The organism is Streptosporangium sp. NPDC053982 (assembly GCF_055585205.1).
The window spans coordinates 185,333-205,381 of sequence record NZ_JBVJKQ010000013.1 but is presented as its reverse complement, the minus strand read 5'-3'; the positions used below and the strand labels follow the sequence as shown (position 1 = coordinate 205,381).

The window sequence follows — 20,049 nt, the reverse complement described above, 5'->3', positions numbered from 1 at the left end:
TGTACGGCGGGCCGTACGCGGTCTGTGGCATTTCTGTGCTTTTCTGCGGTGGGGCCCGGGTTTCGGCTCGGCAACCGGCTTCCTTTCGGACGTCGGTGACCGACGGCTTCGGGGACCGGAGAAAGGCACTCAGGGGGCGGAGAAAGGAACGAACATGTCCGAACGAGAAGTCAGCCGGCGTCGGCTCCTGGCTTCGGCGGCGGGGGTCGGCGGTCTGTCATTAGGGCTTTCGCTCGTCCCCGCCGGGGCGCACGCCGCGTCCTCAGCCGGCGGCCGCTCTCGCCGGGCCGGCGGCTCGTGGGAGAACGTCATCGAGAGGTCCTCCTTCAGCGGCCCCTCGGCCTTCGAGCGGAGCTGGAAGCATCTCTACCCCTGGAACGACAGGATCGACACCCACAACGGCGCCGCCAGGATGCACGCCGGCCAGGTCTCCCTCACTCAGGGTGTGCTGACCCTGACGGCGACCCGGCTGGCCGCGCCTGACGGATTCAGCCAGAACGCGCCGTACGCTCCGCTGTGGTATCTCTCGGGGGCCGTCCACGCCAAGGAGCCGATCGTCGTCGACGACAGGTTCCCCGAGTACGACATCGAGGGCGAGTTCCGCACGCAGACCGGGAAAGGCATCTGGCCGGCGTTCTGGACCACCGGGATCTGGCCGGTCTTCCCGCCGGAGAGCGACATCCTCGAATACGTGGGGGACTCCACCAACCTCTTCAACACCTGGAGCAAGGGCCACAGCGGCGAGGAACTCGTCGAGCGTGAGCGGGTCAGCGGCCACGACCCCGATGCCTGGCACAGGTACCGCGTCCGGATGTCCAAGCAGGGAGACGACGTCGTGCTCGACTACTACTTCGACGGCGTCCGGAAGGCGACCCACCGGGGGATCGGCTGGGCCGGTGCCCCGCAGTGGCTCATCATCAACCTGCAGATGGGCTCCTGGGCTTCGGGACTAGAGCCCCTCGGTCCTGACTGGAGCCTGCAACCGGGCCCCTCCGGCGACACCTACTTCCGTGCTCGCAACGTGTGGGTCCGCCGCATGCGCGCCCGGTGACGCGTCACCGGGCTTCTCCGGCTATCGGGGGCCGGTTCGAGCCCCGGGGGGAACGGCTTCGGGAGGCCGGTTCGGGGTTCGGGGAGCAGAGCCGCGGATCGCAAGACGAGGTGCCCGTCCCACGGGGAGGAAACTCACGGCGGGCCGTACGCGATCTGTGACGTTCATGTGCTTTTCTGCGATCAGGTCCGGGTCCGGCTCGGCGGCCGGCCTCCCTCCGGACGCCGGTGACCGACGGCTTCAGAGTCCGGAGTCTTCGGAGTCCGAAGACTTCAGGGGGCCGGAGAGTTCGGAGTCCAGAGACTTCAGGGGCCGGAGACTTCGGCGTCCGGAGACTTCAGGGGCCGGAGAAAGGAAAGAACATGTCCGAACGAGAAGTCAGCCGGCGTCGGCTCCTGGCCTCGGCGGCGGGGGTCGGCGGCCTGTCACTGGGGCTTTCGCTCGTCCCCGCCGGGGCGCACGCCACGTCCTCAGCCGCCGGCCGCCCCCGCCGGACCGGCGCCTCGTGGGAGAACGTCATCAAGAGGTCCTCCTTCAGCAGCTCCTCGGCCTTCGACCGGAGCTGGAACCACCTCTACCCCTGGGACAGCGACGCCGACACCCACAACGGCGCCGCCAGGATGCACGCCGACAAGGTCTCCCTCGCCAAGGGTGTGCTGACCCTGACGGCGACCCGGCTGGCTCAGCCCGACGGAGACAGTCCGCACGCGCCGTACGCTCCGCTGTGGTACCGCTCGGGCGCCGTCCACGCCAAGGAGCAGATCCTCGTCGACGACCGGTTCCCCGAATACGACATCGAAGGCGAGTTCTGCACGCAGACCGGGAAGGGCATCTGGCCGGCGTTCTGGACCATCGGGATCTGGCCGGACTGGCCGCCGGAGAGCGACATCCTGGAATACGTAGGGAATTCCACCAACCTCTTCAACACCTGGAACAGGAGCAGCGGCGACGATGCGCTCGTCGAGCGTAAGCGGGTCAGCGTCCGCGACCCCGATGCCTGGCACCGGTACCGCGTCCGGATGTCCAAGCGGGGAAAGGACGTCATGCTCGACTACTACTTCGACGGGGCCAGGAAGGCGACCCACCGGGGAGTCGGCTGGGCCGGCGTCCCCCAGTGGCTCATCATCAACCTGCAGATGGGCGCCTGGGCTTCCGGAATCGAATCCGACGACCCCGGCTGGGACAAGCAGCCGGGCCCCACCGGAAACACCTACCTCCGCGCCCGCAACGTGTGGGTCGGTCGCACGCGCGCCCGATGACGCGCCACCCGGGTCGGTCACACACGCGCCCGGTGACGCGTCACCCCGGGTCGGTCACACACGCGCCCGGTGACGCGTCACCCCGGGTCGATCGCACGCGCGCCCGGTGACACGTCACCCCGGACGCCCGCCCGCGGTGAGCGGCCGGCAGGCGACCGACCACCCGTCAGCTGGTGAAACGTCCCTCACGGGTGTACTTGCAAGCCCCGCTGAGGCAGTTGGGGTTGGACCCCCAGTTGTCGTCATAGGTGACCTTGCGGTGGTACTTGGCAATGCCCTTGACCTCTTCCGCCTGAAGCCCGGGGCCGACCTTCTCCTCCTTCTGCTTCCACCAGCCGGTGCCGTTCCAGTAGTACAGCCGGTGCCGGGCCCACAGGTGGCTCGGCGAGCCCTCAGGCAGGCAGTTGAAGACGAAGCTCTCCGCGCGACGCTCCTTGAAGCCGCCGAAGTCTTGGGTGGTGTACGACTTGGGAGCCATACCGGCCTTGGCGTTGTCGTGCCAGAGGTGCCAGCTCCAGTATTCGGCGGTGCACGAGGCGGAGAGCACGGCGGCGGCCGGAGCGGTCAGGCCCCGTACGGTGACCGGCTCGCTGGTGACCCGCCGCCGCTGTAACTCGGCGGGTAGGTCGGGGCCGTGGTCGTCGACGAGACGCTGGGGCACCGGCACGTCGGGCGGGGTGATCTCCAGGTAGGTCTGCAGGTAGCTGTTGCTCCGGTCCCAGGCGATGAGCGGCGCGCGGCCGATGATCCCGAGCTGGGACATCCCCACTTCGTTGGAGGGCTGGCTGTCGGAGAAGTCCACGGTGAGACCGCTCGTGTATTCGATGTGCGCCAGGGGGATCTCCCGGTCGCTCTCCTCGGATTCGGCCGCGGCCGGGGAGGAGACGAGCACCATTGTGGCGGCGATTGCTGCGATTGACCTCATGTCACTCCTTGCGGTTGAAGTTCCCGCGCAGAACGTTAGGAATCGCCGCTTTCAGCGGCCTTGAACATGAGCTAAGCGCATACTTTCAATGCACTGACACCGGATCGGAGCTTATGTCGAGCCTGTCACTGTCGGCGTCTTCTGTACTCGGCGGCCTCGCGCTCGATCTCCAGGGCCTACGCTCGGCGAGCCGGGGCGCCGGCTGACCCCGGCAGGCCGCGCGGGTCCGCTCCATCCTGCTTTATCCTGCGCGCATGCTGATCACAGACGGGGAGCTGGCCCTGACCGCCGCCCAGGCGGGAGCCGCCGTCGTGCACGCCCGGTACGGCGCGCCGCTGGCACGCTTCGAGAAATCCGCGGGTGACTTCGCCACGGCAGCGGACATCGAAGCGGAGAAGGCCATCCTCGACGTCCTCCGTACGGCCCGGCCGGATGACGCCGTGACGGGCGAGGAGAGCGGGCGCACCGGCTCGGACGACGCGGAACGCATGTGGCTGGTCGACCCCCTGTGCGGCACGCTGAACTACGCCGCGCGGAACATGCTGGTCGCGGTGAACGTCGCCCTGCGCACGAACTCGGGCATCACGGCGGCGGCCTGCGCCGACCCGTTCTCCGGCGAGGTGTTCTGGACCGACGGCGAGCGCGCCCACGTCCGGCGCGACGGCACGGACCAGGAACTCACGCCGTCGCCCGACTCACGGCTGGTGGACGTCAACCTCGACCCGCCGTTCCCGAACGAACCGCGCTTCCGGGCCGTCCGGCTCCTCGCCGAACCGGGATTCGCCGAACGGTTCCGCCCACGTGTCGTCTCCACCACCCTGGCGCTCGCCTGGGTCGCCGCCGGACGGCGCGCCGCGTACGTCACCGACGGCCGACTGCGGGACAACGTGCACTTCGCCGCCGGCATCGCGGTGTGCCGGGCCGCCGGATGCGTGGTGACCGGCATCCACGGCCAGCCGTTGCACACCGGCGCGGGCGGCCTCGTCGTGGCGGCCGACGCGGAGACCCACGCGACGCTGCTGAACCTCATCGCCGACCAGTCCCCACCCGACCGGTAGGCCACGCGCCTGCCCGGCCCCCGCCACGGCTGGGCTCTCCCCGTCCTGCCATGGCGGTACGCTCCGCCGTCCTGCCTCGTGTCCTGCCTCGGTGGGACGTTCTCCCCGTCCGGCGTCGCGGCCCGATGACGGCACACCGTGGCACCGGTCAGGCGGGCAGGTCCCAGCTCGGGCCGTCCGGGTCGCCCAGCCAGACGTACTGGCGGGCCGGGGTGACGGTGAGCCCGAAGGCCATCCGGTTGCGCTCACAGGAGGGGACGGTGTGGATCACCGCCGGACGCCCGGCGGACTGGCCGTCGGACGAGACGTACCACCTGGGCACCGACGACATCATGGTGGTCTTCACCGCCGAGTTCGCGGGGGCGCGGCCATTCGCGCGCGAGGAATCAAACTCGGTCAGAACTTCGAGATGCCGGGACCGTAGCCCAGGCTAGAGGATCTATTCGTCCGGCTGGATAGGTGTGCCGGCAATGGGCGGTGCGGTCTCTGATCCCGCGGCCCCGATCGCGCCCTCCACGCCGGCCGTCCGGCCGCCCGAATCCATGGTTATGGGTTCCGGCCCGTTGCGGAACCGGTAGCCGACCGACCGGAGGTGCCGGTACTCGAACGCAGCCAGCACCAGCACCGTGGCCGCGCCGCAAAGGTTCAGCGTAAGCCACAGCCCGTCGGGCACGCCATTGGTGTTGTGAGTGATGATCTCCTGGCCGCTGATCAGCAGCATGAGACTCACTGCGCCGATCGGTGCGAGCAGCGGATGCATATGGCCCATCCAGAATCCGGTGCGCGCCGCCCAGTAGAGCGTGCAGTACCAGAAGCAGCAGAACCAGAGAACGAGGACGATCGCCAAGGCTATCGCGACGAGCAGCCAGAATCCTGCTTCCCCCTGGACGTTGAGGTCGATGTCATATCGAAGCTGGATGTCACTGTCAGCGAGGGGGTCGGTGTTACGCTCATCGGCCGCGACGATGAGCAACCCGATCGGCAGGTAGATGACGGCCAGTGTGAGCAACGCACGTCTCATCAGAAGCAGCACGCCAGGCAGAAGGCTGGCGCGGCGGCCGGAGCGGGTCACGATGAATATCGCGAGGATCGGCAGCGGCAGCAAAAGGAAGGCAAGCCACCCGGTGTCCCCCATCTTTCGGAAGGTGTTGACCCAGACGTTCTGGTAGCGGGAGGTCGCCACCAGGACCACGCCGAGACCGATCGTCGATCGCCAGAACGCGAGCCGATCCAGCATCCTGTCTTCGCGCGATGGGCCGACCCGGGGTTTGAACAGGAACCTGGCGGCCATCCATGGAAAGAGCACGGTGACGATGACACGCCTGAAGCCGTTGCCATTATCCGGTTCGAGGCTGCGGCCGTGTTTCGATCGTACTGCGGACATCCGGCTCCCTTGTGTTATCGACTCGGTGCCGTGGACGCTCCGATGGTCGCGCTGCGGGGTCAGAGTTCGCAGGAGGTCGGAGCGCGGCCCCACCGGGGTCAGACGATATCGACGGCTGTGAGCACGCCGAGGGTCGCGAGAAGGCCGAGGCCCGTCAGGATCCACCCCATGGTGGAACCGCGCTGACCGCCGGTGTCGATGCGAGCATGTCGCGGCTTTTGAGGGTCGTAGAGAATCATGACGCGATCTCCTGGTCGAGGGGGTTGGCTTCGTCGAACTTCGAGGTGACCTCGACCTCGTGGCCTTCGAGCGCGGCGAAGCGGAAGATCGGACTGCACGTAGAGCTATCGGGGTCGCGACTCCGCACCAGGTCAGACTTCTCCTTCGGGCACGTGGTGTGCAGATGTGAAATGACTTCTTCAGCTGGTCGACTGAGGTATCGGAGGGTTTGTCCATGAAAGTGATCAGAGCGCGGAAGGAGTCTCAATACTTTTCCGGGCTAATCGATCCGGACCAAAAGGAATTTTTCGCTGAAATAGGTCAGCCCTGGGAGGCGGTCCGGCACTGATGGCCATGTCAATCTCCATGGCGACGGCATATACGTTTCTCATCACAATACGTCTTCACGAGGGTGAACGAGCGCCGATGAGCCGGATGAGGACGCCCTCGTCGCGCCGGACGGCGAAGTACCAGCCCACGGAGCGCTTCCCATCCTGAGTAGCGGCCCTTTTCGATGAACTGCGGGACGACGATGGCCTGGACCGCGGTGGCGCGGCGCGGGCGGCAGCGCGACCAGCCGGCACCTTCCAGGTCTTCAAAATCACGGCGACGCGTTCCCCGACAACCCGGATACGGGCGTGGGAACGGTTGACGAACTTCTGGTGGCGCGACAGGCGCGGCCGGTGCCGGTGGTGCTCCACCCCGATCAAGCACCGGCCCTCGGACCGGACCGTCCCGAACCGCTGGGCCCAGGCCGGCTGCGGAGGCCGGTGACCGCGACGGCTCCGCCGTACCGATCAGGCGGGGAGGTCCCAGTTCGGGCCGTCCGGTTCGCCCAGCCAGACGTACTGGCGGGCCGGGGTGACGGTGAGCCCGAAGGCCGTCTGGTCCGGGGATCCGGCGGCCCGCCAGGTCAGCACGGCGTCCTCCACCGCGTCCCACAGCCGCAGCGGCCCGCGCTGCCGTACGGTCCCGGCGGTGACCTCGGCGAGCGAGCCGGTGCCCACGTCCCACAGCACGACCTCGTCTCCACCGCCCAGCCGTACGGCGGACGGTACGGCGAGCTGCGCCACGAACACCCCGGTCCGGTCGTCCAGGACCCGGGGGTCCACCCGGCCGTCCCGGACCTCACCCATCCCGAGGTGCGGGGAGGCCAGCGGAGGGCGGCCGTGGGGCCGGGCGGTCATGAAGTGGAGGTCGTCCGGGAGGAACCGCCCGCTGGCCGTACCGTCGTCGGCGAGCGTGAGGTGCGCGAACGCGCCGCCGCCCAGCCACCCGGACAGCGGCGCGGTGATCGTGCCGCCGTCGCGGACCTGCCACAGCCACGGCAGGGGGACGTAGCGGATCGAGCAGGTGGCGATCAGCCGGTCGTACTCGGCGTTCTCGTCGTATCCGGCGAGGCCGTCCCCGGTCACGAGCGTCGGCGCGTACCCGGCGGCGGCGAGCGCCTCCCGTGCCCGGCCGGCCACCACCGGGTCGTACTCGACGGAGGTCACGGCGGCCGGGCCGAGCCGGTGGCACATCAGCGCGGCGGAGTAACCGGTGCCGGTGCCGATCTCCAGCACCATGTCACCGTCGGAGATCTGGGCGGCTTCCAGCATCCGTATGACCAGGCCGGGCATGGTGGATGAAGACGTGGGCCCGCCGGAGACGACCCTCCGAACGCCTCCGGCCTCCGGTACAGCTTCGGTCTCTGGTGCTTTTCCGGCCCCTGGCACGGCTTCGGCCTTCGGCGCGCCCTCGGTTCCCGGGGTGCCCTCAACCATGGTCTCGTCGAGCTGGGTCACCCAGGTCTCGTCGCGGTAGACCAGCTCCAGCCACTCATCGGCCGCCACGTCGTCCCGCCGGACCACCTCCCACCGGTCACCGTGCCCGGTGGGGCCAGCGATCGCCGACCCGAGGAACACCTCCCGCGGCACGGCCTCGACGGCCGCCCGCCACGCGGGGTCGGTGAGGCAGCCGTCGCGGGCGAGATGGTCGGCCAGCGTACGGCGAAGCCGTACGGCTAGGTCGGATGTCCTGTGGTCGATCACATTTTCCCTCATAAATCAGGGCGCCTAGGAGCAACGATGGCTTAGGACCTGGCGATCCATGGTGAGTGACGTCGCGCACCCTCCGAGGAACTTTTCTAGTGTGACCACGTGGTTATCCATCCGCAGGCAGAAGCAGATTTTCCTAGGCGGCTCTTCGCGACATTGCCACAGCGACAACCAGTCGCTACTTAACGGGATAACCGCAAAAATTGCCATTTTCCCTATAAACAAGGGATATGTCAACAGATTCTAGATATTCCTTCAAGTCGCCCTCCGGCTCTTCTGGTAGAAGAACAGCAAGCTTTGGTTCGACGGGATCAACGTGACGTCGGTAATCCAAGAGCTGACCAACAGCCATCCGTACAGAATTCCGAGAAGAGTTCGCCTTGACCTCATATAGGACATGGTCCGTAACATCATAGAGGTCTGTAAGCAGCGTAGAAGTAGACCCCTTCGGTTTCACCTGAAAGCGCCGCACTTCGTGATGTCGCGACTCCAGGAAGTCGCGAAACTCATCCGACAGCCTTGCCTCCCGTCGTTCCATCACCGTTCCAGGAACCTCCGACCGAAGCGTCCGAGTAGCCCTGCTAGTTTCCGGGCTAACAACTACGCTAACCGTAGCGCTTGCCGGAATTCTGCGAACTTCGGTCTCCCTCGCCAGAGGGATATTATCTTGCTCATCTAGGAAAAATTTCCCCACCGGGCGCATCATAAATACAATCACCCAGCGAAGAACCCCGTCGTTATTCCTTTCTTGGCGCATTACATATGGCCGCTCAATATCTAGCTCGAACTCACCGATGTAACGTTGTAGCTTAGTTCCAGATCCAGGAACTTTACCAGCGGCACGAAATAGATGAAGTTTCCGGCCGTCCTCTCGATGACGCAGGATGGCCTGGTTTCCCACGCCGTTTCGACCCCCGAATACTTGGTCTCCCTCGCCATGGCCGGTGTATTCAAAAATCAGGCCACGATCGTCCCTCTCAGCCAGCCAACCATCCTTGTACCCCCTCCGCTCCCCACTCTCCGGATCCGAGTAGATCAGAACGGTCGAAGACTTTTTAGCTGGACAGATTCCTCCCTGCGTGCTTCCCCCGAAGACCCTCTTCATCTTGTCACGTGTAGTTATTTTTCCTACTGGAGGGTGCAGATCAGCCATACAGGGATTCTAGGCTACTTGTCCATCTTTTAGCCTTATGCGACCGAACGCCTAAATCACCCACACGACATCAAAAGGGATATTGGTGCATAAAAGGTTTCATATATACAGCGCGCAAACGGCTGTCGCGACAAAACCGTTATCAGCAAAGCTGAGATCAGCACGCCCTGATGTGATCAAGCTCTAAACCAAGCAATCGACAAACGTCTACCGAGCGCCGCAAGGTATGGCTCGCTCCAGAGATGACAACTAGGCATGAGCCGGGCCCAACGTTACGCATGAAGCACTGAACCTCCTCTAAGGGCGTGACACGATCTTCATCTCCGTGAGTCAGCAACAGTGGACGTCTTACCTGGACTTCAGACCTATCTGGCTCCTCGCAACGCAGCAGTTCCGCATGATGGGCCTGGAACTTCGGCGCGGCATCACCCCAGGTCGTGAGGTTCACGACAGCCGATCTGGCAGTCCCGGCTACGAACACATCAGTTGTGGTTAGAGCCCGCAGAACGGTATAGCCGCCCGCGCTCGCTCCCCAGATAGCCATGCGCTCCAGATCCGCCCGGCCGATGGAGGCCAGGTGAAGCGCAGCGTCAGCGCAGTCGGTGGCGTCGACCGTTCCCCATCGGTGGCGGAGGCCGAGCCGGTACGCGCGGCCGTACCCGGTGCTGCCCCGGTAGTCGATGTCCGCGACGGCGAAGCCACGGCTGACGAAGAACTGGGCGTGAAGGTCGAGTCGCATCGGCCAGTTCGCCGTTGGTCCCGGATGCGCTCGGACGAGTAGCGGCGGAGGCCGCTCATTGGTCCGTGAGGACGGCGGAGGCGAGTAGTACAGGCCGTACGCCCGCTCACCGTCCCGGGTGGGAAAGACGAAGGGCTCCGGAGTGACAAGCGATGACTCGTCGATGCCGAGAGCATTCGTGGCGAGCTCACGGACCGCACCGGCTGTGTCGGCGAGCACCACGGTAGGAAGCTTGGCAGGACCGGAGCCGATGAAGGCGAGCCGCTCTCCCGCCACAGCCAGGTAGGGCTTGATCGAGGTGTACGGCAGAGCCACCGGTTCCACGGAGCCATCGGCACCCCTCGTCACGAGGCGGTGCAGCGGGCCTTCCTGGACGACGGCCACGACCCGGCCGGCCTGGAACCCGTACGTGCGGTAGCCGAACTCCCAGGGAGCAGCCGCGACCTCGAACTCTCCGGTGATCACCGGATCGAGACGGTCGTCGTGCCAGGCGTACAGGTTCCACCAGCCCGAGCGGTCCGAGACGAGGTGCAGCACACCGTCCGGGCTCCACCGCGGCTGGCACACCGACTCGTCCTCACCTCCCGCAATGAGCCGCAGGTCGGTCAGGGTCGCGTCTGGCTGGAGGTCGGCTGTCCACAGGTGGGAGCCGTCCCAGGGCATGAGCGGTGCGTTCCATGACACCCATGCCAGCCGTCTCCCGTCGGGGCTGGGCTCGGGTGACATGTAGAAGTCGTCACCGGATGCGATCACCAGTGGCTCACCCGGCTTGGTGGCCGACAGGGCGACGAGTTCGTTGTGCACGGTGCCGTCGTCCTCATGGCGTTCCCGGACGCAGACCAGCGTGTCACCGCCCGGTACGAGACGCAGATCGGCATAGCGCAGTGCTCCCGGCCGGGCCCCAGGAGGCGTCACCGGGGTGGGAGCGGCACCGCCGCTCGCTCGATAGACCCGCTGGTCGTCGGCGTCGCAGTACCAGATGTCGCCTTCGGTGGCGAGGTACGCGCCTCCGCCGTACTCGTGCACGTAGGAGGCGACGTGAACCCCTTCGGGCAGGACGTTCTGGGTGCCGTCGCGGGGAGTCCATCGTACGAGCACGTCTCCGTCGGGCCGTCCCTCGATCCAGTAGACGGCCTCGCCGACGGCCTGGACGGCGTCGTAGGACACGGTGGCACGGGCGACCAGCTCAGCCGGGATAGGGCTCACTCTGCAATGTTCGGACGAACTCGTCCAGTTCGCGAGCCGCAGCCGAACTGCCCTTCATCATGTGGTCGCGGAGTCTGCGGATCTGGGCGATGCCCGCGGCCGATCCCCGCTGGGCGAACACGGTGATCGCCTCGGTTGCCAGCCGTACGGCTTCGGCGGTTTCTCCTTCGCCGAGGCGGGCTCGTGCCAGGTCCACGGTCAACTCCGCGCGCCGCCGTACGCAGGTGGCGGGTACGCCGTTCAGGGCCTGCTCGAAGGACCGCGCCGCCTGGGCGTAGCGCCCCAGTTCCAGGTGGCAGTTCCCCTCGTAGCCCATCAGCCGCTCGTGGTCGAAGTCGTACATCCACTCGTCGTTCTCTTCCCCGGCCCGCTCCATGGCCTTGTGCGCCTGGTCGAGCTCGGCGAGGGCGGTACGGCCGTCGCCCGCGTGGACACGGGCGGTGGCGTGAACGGCGTGCAGCCAGGATCTCGTGGTGTGCGAGACGGAGCGCTTCGCGGTGTCCACGGCCATCGCCGCGTGGTGGACGGCTTCGTCGGGCCGACCCGCGGCGTCGGCGGTCATCGCCTGGTAGGCGCTGACGTAGGACCGCAGTCCGCCGTCGCCGGCCTCCTTAAGGGCGTTCAGAGCGGTGCCGTACCGACGCCGTGTCTTGAAGTGATCACCGAGGTCGAACCAGATCCATGCCGAGAACCCGGCCGCTTCCCCGGCGGCCGAGGCGATGCGTCGTCGTAGCGTGTCTGACGTGGGCATCTCCAGCAGGGAGAGCAACAGACCGAGATGCGCGTCGACGGGAGTGAGCATCTGCGTCGACGTCAGCTCGTGGTAGAGACGCCGCTGATGTGCCGTGATCGCTTCGATGTCGTCCACCACCACTGAGGTGATGCTGGAGGCGCGTTTGCCGCACGCGCTGAGTCGGCCCCAGTCGATGTCCGGGCCGGGCTCCTTCGGGACGGACCGGCGCGCGGCCTCGCTGCTGTGACGTAGGTGCGCCTGTTCCCGGATCACCTCGGGGAACAGGCCGGTCAATGCTCCTCCGGCGCCGAGAGCGGTGTCGCAGGCGCAGATAACCGACTCCGAAGGAGCGACGGTGCCCCTCTCCACCGCGCCGAGGTGTTGCCAGGAGTAGCCCGTGAGCGCGCCGAGTTCCATCAACGTCAGTGATCGCTCTTTGCGGAGCTGACGCAGCTTGACGCCGAGGGCGGCAAGCAACGACGTCCCGGGATCGAGCTCCTTGGAAGGGCGCCCGCGCCCGCGTTTCCCCTCCGTGTCCACGTGCGCACCTCCTGTTGTTTTTGCTGCTCGTTGCGAGCAAATCAGGCCGTGAGGTCTCCTGTCAGCACGTTGAACAACTTCAAGCACGAGAGGCACAGGTTGCAAGGACCGGCACCGCGAACACCCGTCACCGGCGGGGAAACGGGCGATCTCGTGCCCTGTGCAGCAGTGACTCATCCGCCCTGGAGGAAACGTGCCGGACGACATCGCACCGCAGAGAACCATCAATCCCCGTCAGTACGCCGAGCTTCTACAACGAGGGCTTGAGCAGCAGGGCGTCGTTGCCGACGTTCACGTAGGCCACGAGCTGGCATTGGTGTCGGTCTGGGTCGGCCTGGTGGTGTGGTGCAACGGGGATCGGTTCTGGTGGCAGGCCGGGTGGGACGGGCAGTGCGGGCGGCCCGCCTACGCGTCGCGGCCGGTGTCCGGGGTCGAGGAGGTCGCCCGCCTGGTCGCCGCTCGATACACGGAGTTGCGGCGAGTCCGGTTCGGAGAACGGACCGACCCGGGGCGGGTCCGGCCCGGGGAGCAGGCCGAGTCGCCGCGAGCCCAGGCCGACGAGCGGGCGACGGCGCCGGAGCCTGAGCGGCCTCAGGGTCCCGTCTGACGATCCGCGAACTTATCCACAGCCTGTGGAAACAGGCTCCAGGCAAGCCCCGGAACCCTCATAGTCCACACAGAGAACGGCCCCACCAGGCGAGGCCAAGTCGCCTGGCAGGGCCTTGATCGCACGTGGAGGTGCGACCCATGCCCAACCCTAACCGAGCCCCACGGATCATCCGGATCCGCTGGCACACCGACCAACCACCCACCCCACTCGGATGCCGCTGGTGCGGCCACCCGCCCTACGCCCACGACACCCACGGCCTGCCGCACCGACCCGGCCACCTGTGGGAGCAGCCCACGCCCGTCCAGGTACGCGCCCGCATGAGCGCCCGGCGACGGCTCGGCCTGTGCGACCGCCCCTTCCCCGGCACGGCGAAGCCCACCACGGCCCGCTCCCCCAGGCTGTTCCACCCGGCCACGGGATTCCTGGCCGGCAGGTCGGCTGCGGGGCTCCCCACGAGCCAAGGACGGCACGCGCGACTGGCCGCGGCCGCCGTCACACCGTACGGACGAGGAGGGCCGCATTCGCAGGATCCATACGTGCGGAACTCACCGCCGGGTCCACGTCCGCCGTACGGAAGCAGGCGCGGGGCACGTCATGAAGGGGTGCCGGTATGACGTCGAAGCGTCGGACCGACGAACCGATGGACCCGATCCCGCGTTCCCGACCGGATGGAGAGGTGGAGAGAGCGGCACGACTGTTGTCGCGGCTGCTCGGCGTGCTCGTCCACCGTGCCGGAATGACACAGCCGAACAGCACCGGACCGGTACGGCCGAAGCCCGCGCGGGGAGAGGCGCAAGCCTCCTGGCCGCCGCGTCCCGGGCGGACCGGCCGAACCGGGGCGGACCTGCCGGTGATCTCCCACCGCTTCCCCGCGGGCCGCGACCAGGTCCGGCGTGCCCGCGACTTCGTCGCCGGACTGCTCGGTGACGATCACCCGCTGCGCGACGACGCCGTACTGCTCACCAGCGAGCTGGCGACCAACGCCGTCGAACACGCGGCCGGACCGGACAGCGGACCACGGGAGTTCCTCGTCACCGTCGCGTTCGTCGGCCGCGGGGTCCTGGTCACCGTCCAGGACCCCGGCTCCACACGGATCCCCTGCCCCCGCGACCCCACACCCGACGCCGTCGGCGGACGCGGCCTCGCCCTCGTCGACACCCTCGCCTCCCGCTGGGGCTTCCACCGTGACCCCACCGGCACCGTCATCTGGTTCGAACTGCGTTCCCCGGGCTGACAGGGTCCTTTCCCCGTCCGCTCCCTGGCACCGGGTCGCAGCGGAGAGGCGCGAGGTCGCCTCCGTAAGGACCTCGCGCCGCTCACCGAGTTCCACGGCTGGTACGAAGACGAGCACCTGATCCTGAGTCACCAGGGCAAGAGGGCGGTGGTGACGTTCCGGGCGGTGGACCTATCCGGCGAACCCGGCCCCACCCTGCTGAGGGGCCGGATCGTCGTGCGGGACGCGACCGACGCGCCCCACGTCGCGAGGCTCCACCCCACCCGTGTGCCGGGGCGTCTCACGCGTCCTGGGCCACCCCGACCACCGACCCGGCGAACGTTTCCGGTCACAGCGTCAGCTGTCGGCGGTGAGACCTTCGGCGATCTTGGTCAGCTCGCGGTCGACGGCCTTGGCGTCGGGGAATTCCTTCGCGTACACGGGGCTGAACGTGATCTCGGCTCGCCGTTGCTCCCCCATGTTCAGGATGAGTGTGGGGGTGCCCTTCATGCCGTCCTCGCCGACGTTCGCGAGGACCGAATAGCCGGTCCGGTCGCCGATGGTCACCGCTTCGCCCTCCCCCTCATCGCGGTACGCCCGCACACGGTCCTCGACCTCCTGGACTGCCTCACCCTCGTACACGAAGATCTGCACGCAGTAGAAGCCCTTCTTGTCGCCGTCGAAGTTCCACGAGGTCGAGTAGCTGTCGCCGTAGTCCACCGACCAGTTGCTCCACTTAAGGCCTTCGGGCAGGTAACCCACCTTGACGTGCTTGAGCGTCTTCCCGTCGCCCAGGTCCCCGAGGCTGGGGCGGGCGGACGGCACGGGCGGGGTGTCGTCGATGGCGGGCGGCCCCAGCGTCTCGGAGACGGCCGGCGTCTCCGACGCAGCGGGCGACTGCACGGCGCCCGGGGCCACCGTCAGGTAGAAGGGGCCTGCCACGAGGGCGGCCACCGTCGCGGCCAGGGCCGCGACCCTGCCCGGTGTCCTCTTCCGCCTCGTGGGCCCGGTGACCCGGTCCATCAGGTCGGGCGCGGCGTGCAGCTCCGCGGTCTCGTCCGCCATGAGCTGGCGGAGGCGTTCCTCAAGTGTGGGCATTGCCGATCGCTCCTTCCACGGGTGCCTCGCCGAGCGCTACACGCAGCTTGGCCATCGCCTTCGACGTCTGACTTTTCACCGTGCCGACCGTGCAGCCGAGCACCTCCGCGGTCTGCGCCTCGGTGAGGTCCTCCCAGTACCGCAGGACGACCACCGCGCGCTGCCGGGGAGGCAGGCCACGCAGCGCGTCCATGAGGAGGTGGCGCAGATCGACGTCGGTCGAACGCGCCGCCCTGTCCGGCAGGATGCGCATCGGGATGATGTTCAGGATCGCCCGGCGGCGGGCCTGGCTGATGGCGGTGTTGATGATGATGCGGCGCACGTAGGGCTCGGGCCTTTCGTACCGCACCCTGTCCCAGTTCTTGTAGGTGCGCTCCAGCGCCGTCTGCAGCAGGTCCTCCGCTTCCGCCTTGTTCCCGCAGGCGAGGTAGGCGACCCGCAGCAGGGCGGTAGCCCTCGCGGCTACGAATGCGCCGAAGTCACCCTCCGCGCTGCTCACGTTTGTCCATCCGGTTTCACGCCACCTAATACGCTTTCGATCCTCCAACAGTTGCCCGGGTTTCGCGGGCAACCTTGTGCGGCGCCCAGGCGTATTGGGAGGCATCGCTTCGAACCTCTGGAGGAGACACATGAAGCTCGCGACCTCACCGGTCCGGCTGCTGATCGCCGCCGGCGCCGGCCTGGCCGCCGTGGGCGCCGCCGCCCTGCCGGGCCTGCCGAGCGTCGTGCAGGCGCCGGAGACACGGCTCGCCGCCGCCGCGTCAGATCTACCGGAAGGCGCCTACTGGCATACGAGGGTGCTGACCCAGCACACCGGTCCCCGCCAGATGGGCAGTGGCGCGAATCGCTACTGGGTGGTGGAGCGGGAGCTCAGCGAGGAATGGACCGCGCCCGACGGCAAGGCCTGGTTCGGATACCGGGAGGCGGGGGCGTATCCGAAGAGTGCGGCGGACCGGAAGGCGTGGCGTCGCGACGGCTCGCCGGCCAAATGGACCCGCACGGCCGACGGCCAGGTCGTGAAGCTGTCGACCGGACCGGACAAGGGCCACGTCGGGCCCGTGCGTGGCACCGACGACATGTTCTCTCTGGCCGGACAGCGGCTGACGTACGACGAGGTCCAGCGACTGCCCGCGGACCCGAACGCGTTGAAGTCCTGGCTCTCCGAGGCCGCGCGGGTCTCACGGGTCAAGCCGGACGACGTGGACGAGTACATCACCGGGGTGCTGCCGGGGATGCTCTATCTGCTTCCGGCGCCCAAGAACGTCCGCGCCGCGGCCTACCAGGCCTTGCTGACGATGCCCGCCGTCCGTGCGCGGGGAGAGTCCAAGGACGGCATGGGCAGAGCCGGCGCGGCCCTGTCGATCGACCGCCCGAAGACCGTTCAGAGGAACGGACTGACGGTCAAGGACAAGGTCGACCTGATCGTGGACACCGGCACGATGCTTCTGCTGTCCGAGAGTCAGGCGACCACGGTCAGAGGCAAGTTGTCTTTCAACGAGACCAGCACCCGGACCATGCTCGAGGTCGGCTGGACCAACACCGCGCCGGCCGTGCCCGCCCTGCCATAGCGGCGCACGCGGGAGCAGTGCCGGCGGAACAGCGGTCCGACGGAGAGGGCAAGGGGGCGTCTCCCGCCCGCAGGCGGGAGAGCACGTCAGTCGGCGAAGGCCGCGAGCGCGATGCCGAGGCCGCGTTCGTTCTGGCCCGCGGCCTTGGCGTCGGTGGAGTTGATCGAGTAGGCGACCGTGCGGCTCAGGTCGCGGGTGGCGCCGACGCCGGCCGCGCTGCCGTACCTCGCTCCGGTCTTGCCGTACGCGATGATGCCGCCGGGCATCTCCAGCCTGGTCAGGCCCGAGGTGTAGACGGCGGGGTGGTCGTCGCCGTACATCGTGACCTTCGGCACGGTGAACATGGGCTCGATCTGCGCGACGGGCACCACCTTGCCGCGGAACAGGGCCTTGATGAACCTCTCCAGGTCGGCCGTGGTGGAGATCAGGTCACCGGAGGCCCAGGTGGAGGTCGCACTGCCCTCGGTCATGTCCACGACGTGGCCCTCGCCGTACCTGATCGCGTCCGGGAAGCCCGCGGGGACGGTCTGGTAGCCGTGGTTGTGCCGCCCGCGGATCCTGACGGACTCGCCGGGCAGGTAGCTGTCGCGCATGCCGACGGGCCGCAGGACGCGGGTGGTCACCTCGCGCTCGTAGGAGCGGCCGGTGACCTTCTCGATCAGCAGGCCCGCCACGAACGTGTTGATGTTGAGGTAGTGCTGCCGGGTGCCCGGCTCGAACTCGATCGGGTTCTTCACGGCCTCCGCGACGTACTCCTCGGGAGTCACCTTCTCGAACCTGGTGGCGTAGACCCGCTCGAAGCCGCCGTCGAACGTCGGCGCGGGCAGGCCGCTGGTGTGGTTGAGGAGCTGTCCGACCGTGATCACGGGGTAGCCGGCGGGCAGCAGGCCGGGGAGATACTCCTGCACCGTGCCGTCGAGCGAGACCTTGCCCTCGGCCACGAGCTGCAGCACGACCGAGACGGTGAGGATCTTGGTGATGCTGCCGGCCCGGAAGCGGGCGCCCTCCCTGGCGGGCCGCCTGGTGCGCAGGTCGGTGATGCCCGCGACGCCGTGCCAGGATCCGGCCGAGCCGCCCACCCTGACCTCGGCGGCGGTGGCGTCGGCTGCGGGGAGCCCGGCGATGCTCCGCTTCAGCGCCGCCGCGTTGATCGGCGGCACTCCGGTCCGTACGGTGGCCCGCCCGGCGGTGACGGCGGACGGCCCCGCCATGACGAAGGAGGACCCCGTCGCGGTGGCGGGCGGCCCCGCGGTGACGGCGGCGAGCGCCGGAGTGCTCGCCGCAGAGAGCGTGACCGGGACCAGGGCGGCGAGGGCGAGGCCGGCGGCGGCGACGCGGGTGCGCTTCATCGTGGACATCTCCAGAGGTTCGGGGGGAAGTGCTGGTGATGTCGTCGATCCTGCCGATCCGGCCCCGCCGTACGGATCGCCGACGCAGGGGATCTTCCCTCTCCCTCCCGGGAGGGAGATCCTCCCCAGCCGCTCATCCCGGCCGGGTGAGCGACCCGCGGGACCGTTCGGCCAGGGCGGCCAGCTGTGTGAGTGCGGCGAGAACCTGGATTACCGTGAGGGCGGGCAGGTACCACGGCGGGATGTGCTCACTGAATCCGGACTGGTCGTCGGGGAGCACACCGGTGCTCAGGGGGTTGGCCAGCTGGGCCGGCGTCAGGGCGAGCAGGTAGAGGACGGTGAGCACGCCCGAGGCGAACAGGGCTGCCGGACGTGTCCACAGCAGAGGATGCACGCGGAGGATCGCCAGCGCGACCGCCGGGACGCCGAGGAGCGCGGACTGGATGAGCGCCGCGTGCCGCGCGCTGTCCGCCACGGACGCGACGGACCCGACGGAGGCGGCCCGGTCGGCCGCGTTCTCGGTCAGCCAGATGGCCGCCTGGTTGTACGCGGCGATCACGGCGACGAAGACGGGACCGAGTGCCGCCGTAAGGACCGTACGGGGCTGCCGCGCCGGGGCCGCCGTCTCCTGTCCGGCGTACCAGCCGACGGTGGCCGGTCGGGTCAGCAGGATCATGCCCGCGAGCTGGCAGGCCCAGCCGGTCGCGAGGAGCGCCGCGAGCGGGAGGAGGTACCAGGACGGGGCGGCCGCCGCCATGTCGAAGGGCGCTCCGGCGGCCAACGACCCGTCACCCACCCGGAACAGCCGGCTCTGGTAGGCCAGGACGGGGTTGAGACCGCCCGCCAGGGCCAGGCCGATCGTGTAGGGGATGGCGAGCAGCCCCGCGAACAGGGGGATCCGCCCGGACCTCCGCCGCACGCCCCGCCGGGCGGCTCGGGCGAGCAGCCCGGACGCGACGGCGGCGACGGCGAAGAAGAGCGCGATGAGCGCGGTCCGTCCCCAGGCGAACCCGGCGAACTCCCGCAATGCGACGGGGACGGCGTCCGCGTTCATCGTCACCGGCGCCTGCGGGAGCCGCCGGTCGGTCATGACGAGCGCGACGCCGTTGAGCACCGTGACGGCCAGGCCGTACGGGACCACGGACCACAGCAGCGCGGTCGCGACGCGCACCTGTCGCGGCGGCGTGCCTGACGTGTCGATCACACCGGGTTGGACCGCCTCCCGGCGCGATCGGTTCCTCCCGTGACGACGGATCCCGAATCACCGTTGACAGACCCGGAGGAGGCCGCGCCGCCGTACTCCGGCTGTCAGGGTGCGGGCAGGAAGGTCAGGACGCAGAGCGCCAGGAACAGGGCGGCGGGTACGGCGCGCCACGGCCAGGCGAGGCGAGGCGCGGTGATGAGGGCGGCGAGCGGGTAGGCGATCACGCCGCTGAGCAGGATGAGGGCGGAGGCGCCGTCCCCCGCCCAGGGCGACTGGGCGAACCGCCAGATCACCACCAGGAAGAGGAGCGCCGCCACGGCGACGGGCCAGGCCGGCCGTACGCGCAGCAGGTGCAGCAGCGGCCAGGCGATGAAGACCGCCACCCAGCGGCCCACGAACCAGGTCAGGCCGATGGCGCCGAGGCAGGCGAAGGACTGGTCGCAGGTCCCCGAGCCGGTGAGGGACCGCGTCATCAGGAAGGCGGCTCCCACCAGGAGGGCGGTGAGGATCACCCCGGTCAGTGCGGCCAGGAGCAGCCGCCGGGGAAGTCTCCGACCGGCCGCCGGCCCGCTCTCCTTGATCGCTGTCACCTCCCGAGGATGGCACGCGGAAGCCCCGCCGGCCCAGCGGCGTCCTCGGAATCCGTCCGTCCGCTCCCAACTTTTCGGCGCGGAGGAGCGTCGAAGTTCAAAACGCGATGG

Annotated in this window: 19 protein-coding genes and 1 pseudogene; 6 read left to right on the top strand and 14 right to left on the bottom strand. The window is 68.4% G+C overall.

What is annotated here, in order from left to right; translation table 11 throughout:
* Positions 1-154 precede the first annotated feature (154 nt).
* Together ACZ6W9_RS24835 and ACZ6W9_RS24830 are read left to right on the top strand one after the other, a co-directional pair.
* Positions 155-1,051 (top strand): glycoside hydrolase family 16 protein, encoded by an 897-nt coding sequence (locus ACZ6W9_RS24835; RefSeq protein WP_470119857.1) that lies wholly within the window; start codon positions 155-157, stop codon positions 1,049-1,051.
* A 362-nt stretch (positions 1,052-1,413) separates the two neighbouring features.
* On the top strand, positions 1,414-2,310 hold the full coding sequence (locus ACZ6W9_RS24830) for a family 16 glycosylhydrolase (RefSeq protein ID WP_470119855.1): 897 nt from the start codon (positions 1,414-1,416) through the stop codon (positions 2,308-2,310).
* A 166-nt stretch (positions 2,311-2,476) separates the two neighbouring features.
* Here the strand turns inward: ACZ6W9_RS24830 and ACZ6W9_RS24825 are convergent, their stop codons facing one another.
* On the bottom strand, positions 2,477-3,235 hold the full coding sequence (locus ACZ6W9_RS24825; protein WP_389957465.1) for a hypothetical protein: 759 nt from the start codon (positions 3,233-3,235) through the stop codon (positions 2,477-2,479).
* Positions 3,236-3,489: 254 nt separating this feature from the next.
* Between ACZ6W9_RS24825 and ACZ6W9_RS24820 the strand changes: the two genes are divergently transcribed.
* Positions 3,490-4,293, top strand: a complete 804-nt coding sequence (locus tag ACZ6W9_RS24820; protein ID WP_470119853.1) for an inositol monophosphatase family protein — start codon at positions 3,490-3,492, stop codon at positions 4,291-4,293.
* 148 nt (positions 4,294-4,441) lie between these two features.
* Here ACZ6W9_RS24820 and ACZ6W9_RS24815 read toward each other — a convergent pair whose 3' ends face one another.
* From ACZ6W9_RS24815 to ACZ6W9_RS24780, 8 genes and pseudogenes are all read right to left on the bottom strand, one after another.
* Positions 4,442-4,639, bottom strand: a complete 198-nt coding sequence (locus ACZ6W9_RS24815; RefSeq protein ID WP_389957471.1) for a hypothetical protein — start codon at positions 4,637-4,639, stop codon at positions 4,442-4,444.
* 93 nt (positions 4,640-4,732) lie between these two features.
* On the bottom strand, positions 4,733-5,677 hold the full coding sequence (locus tag ACZ6W9_RS24810) for a hypothetical protein (RefSeq protein ID WP_389957474.1): 945 nt from the start codon (positions 5,675-5,677) through the stop codon (positions 4,733-4,735).
* A 98-nt stretch (positions 5,678-5,775) separates the two neighbouring features.
* Positions 5,776-6,015 carry a DUF3592 domain-containing protein gene (locus tag ACZ6W9_RS24805; RefSeq protein WP_389957477.1) on the bottom strand — a complete coding sequence of 80 codons (240 nt, stop codon included), beginning with the start codon at positions 6,013-6,015 and terminating at the stop codon, positions 5,776-5,778.
* Between the two features lie 373 nt (positions 6,016-6,388).
* Positions 6,389-6,594: pseudogene (locus ACZ6W9_RS24800) on the bottom strand (IS5/IS1182 family transposase); the annotation flags it as partial.
* Positions 6,595-6,693: 99 nt separating this feature from the next.
* Complete coding sequence (locus ACZ6W9_RS24795; RefSeq protein WP_470119850.1) at positions 6,694-7,929, bottom strand: methyltransferase domain-containing protein; 1,236 nt, start codon at positions 7,927-7,929, stop codon at positions 6,694-6,696.
* A gap of 184 nt (positions 7,930-8,113) precedes the next feature.
* Positions 8,114-9,088 carry an SRA domain-containing endonuclease gene (locus tag ACZ6W9_RS24790; protein ID WP_389957483.1) on the bottom strand — a complete coding sequence of 325 codons (975 nt, stop codon included), beginning with the start codon at positions 9,086-9,088 and terminating at the stop codon, positions 8,114-8,116.
* Positions 9,089-9,245: 157 nt separating this feature from the next.
* On the bottom strand, positions 9,246-11,033 hold the full coding sequence (locus ACZ6W9_RS24785) for a S9 family peptidase (RefSeq protein ID WP_470119848.1): 1,788 nt from the start codon (positions 11,031-11,033) through the stop codon (positions 9,246-9,248).
* Positions 11,014-12,306, bottom strand: a complete 1,293-nt coding sequence (locus ACZ6W9_RS24780; protein ID WP_470119846.1) for a helix-turn-helix domain-containing protein — start codon at positions 12,304-12,306, stop codon at positions 11,014-11,016. Before ACZ6W9_RS24780 ends, ACZ6W9_RS24785 begins: the two co-directional genes overlap by 20 nt.
* Positions 12,307-12,622: 316 nt before the next feature.
* On the opposite strand from ACZ6W9_RS24780, the gene ACZ6W9_RS24775 reads away from it, so the two are divergent.
* Positions 12,623-12,913: a hypothetical protein gene (locus ACZ6W9_RS24775; protein ID WP_470119844.1), complete on the top strand. Its 291-nt coding sequence runs from the start codon at positions 12,623-12,625 to the stop codon at positions 12,911-12,913.
* A 739-nt stretch (positions 12,914-13,652) separates the two neighbouring features.
* Complete coding sequence (locus ACZ6W9_RS24770; RefSeq protein WP_470119842.1) at positions 13,653-14,150, top strand: ATP-binding protein; 498 nt, start codon at positions 13,653-13,655, stop codon at positions 14,148-14,150.
* Between the two features lie 336 nt (positions 14,151-14,486).
* Here the strand turns inward: ACZ6W9_RS24770 and ACZ6W9_RS24765 are convergent, their stop codons facing one another.
* Together ACZ6W9_RS24765 and ACZ6W9_RS24760 are read right to left on the bottom strand one after the other, a co-directional pair.
* Positions 14,487-15,227 (bottom strand): hypothetical protein, encoded by a 741-nt coding sequence (locus ACZ6W9_RS24765; protein WP_470119840.1) that lies wholly within the window; start codon positions 15,225-15,227, stop codon positions 14,487-14,489.
* Positions 15,214-15,726, bottom strand: coding sequence for a SigE family RNA polymerase sigma factor (locus tag ACZ6W9_RS24760; RefSeq protein WP_362931580.1), 513 nt, complete (start codon positions 15,724-15,726; stop codon positions 15,214-15,216). Before ACZ6W9_RS24760 ends, ACZ6W9_RS24765 begins: the two co-directional genes overlap by 14 nt.
* A 130-nt stretch (positions 15,727-15,856) precedes the next feature.
* Here ACZ6W9_RS24760 and ACZ6W9_RS24755 point away from each other — a divergent pair, with 130 nt between their 5' ends.
* On the top strand, positions 15,857-16,795 hold the full coding sequence (locus ACZ6W9_RS24755; protein WP_470119838.1) for a hypothetical protein: 939 nt from the start codon (positions 15,857-15,859) through the stop codon (positions 16,793-16,795).
* A gap of 86 nt (positions 16,796-16,881) precedes the next feature.
* Here ACZ6W9_RS24755 and ACZ6W9_RS24750 read toward each other — a convergent pair whose 3' ends face one another.
* The 3 genes from ACZ6W9_RS24750 to ACZ6W9_RS24740 all read right to left on the bottom strand — a co-directional run bounded on the left by ACZ6W9_RS24750 (position 16,882) and on the right by ACZ6W9_RS24740 (position 19,938).
* A complete protein-coding gene (locus ACZ6W9_RS24750; protein ID WP_470119836.1) occupies positions 16,882-18,153 on the bottom strand; it encodes a serine hydrolase domain-containing protein in 1,272 nt (423 codons plus the stop codon).
* Positions 18,154-18,277: 124 nt separating this feature from the next.
* The gene (locus tag ACZ6W9_RS24745) at positions 18,278-19,348 is read right to left on the bottom strand and encodes a hypothetical protein (protein WP_389957508.1); all 1,071 of its coding nucleotides are present in this window, start codon (positions 19,346-19,348) and stop codon (positions 18,278-18,280) included.
* Positions 19,349-19,452: 104 nt separating this feature from the next.
* Positions 19,453-19,938, bottom strand: coding sequence for a hypothetical protein (locus ACZ6W9_RS24740; protein WP_470119834.1), 486 nt, complete (start codon positions 19,936-19,938; stop codon positions 19,453-19,455).
* Between the last annotated feature and the right edge of the window lie 111 nt (positions 19,939-20,049).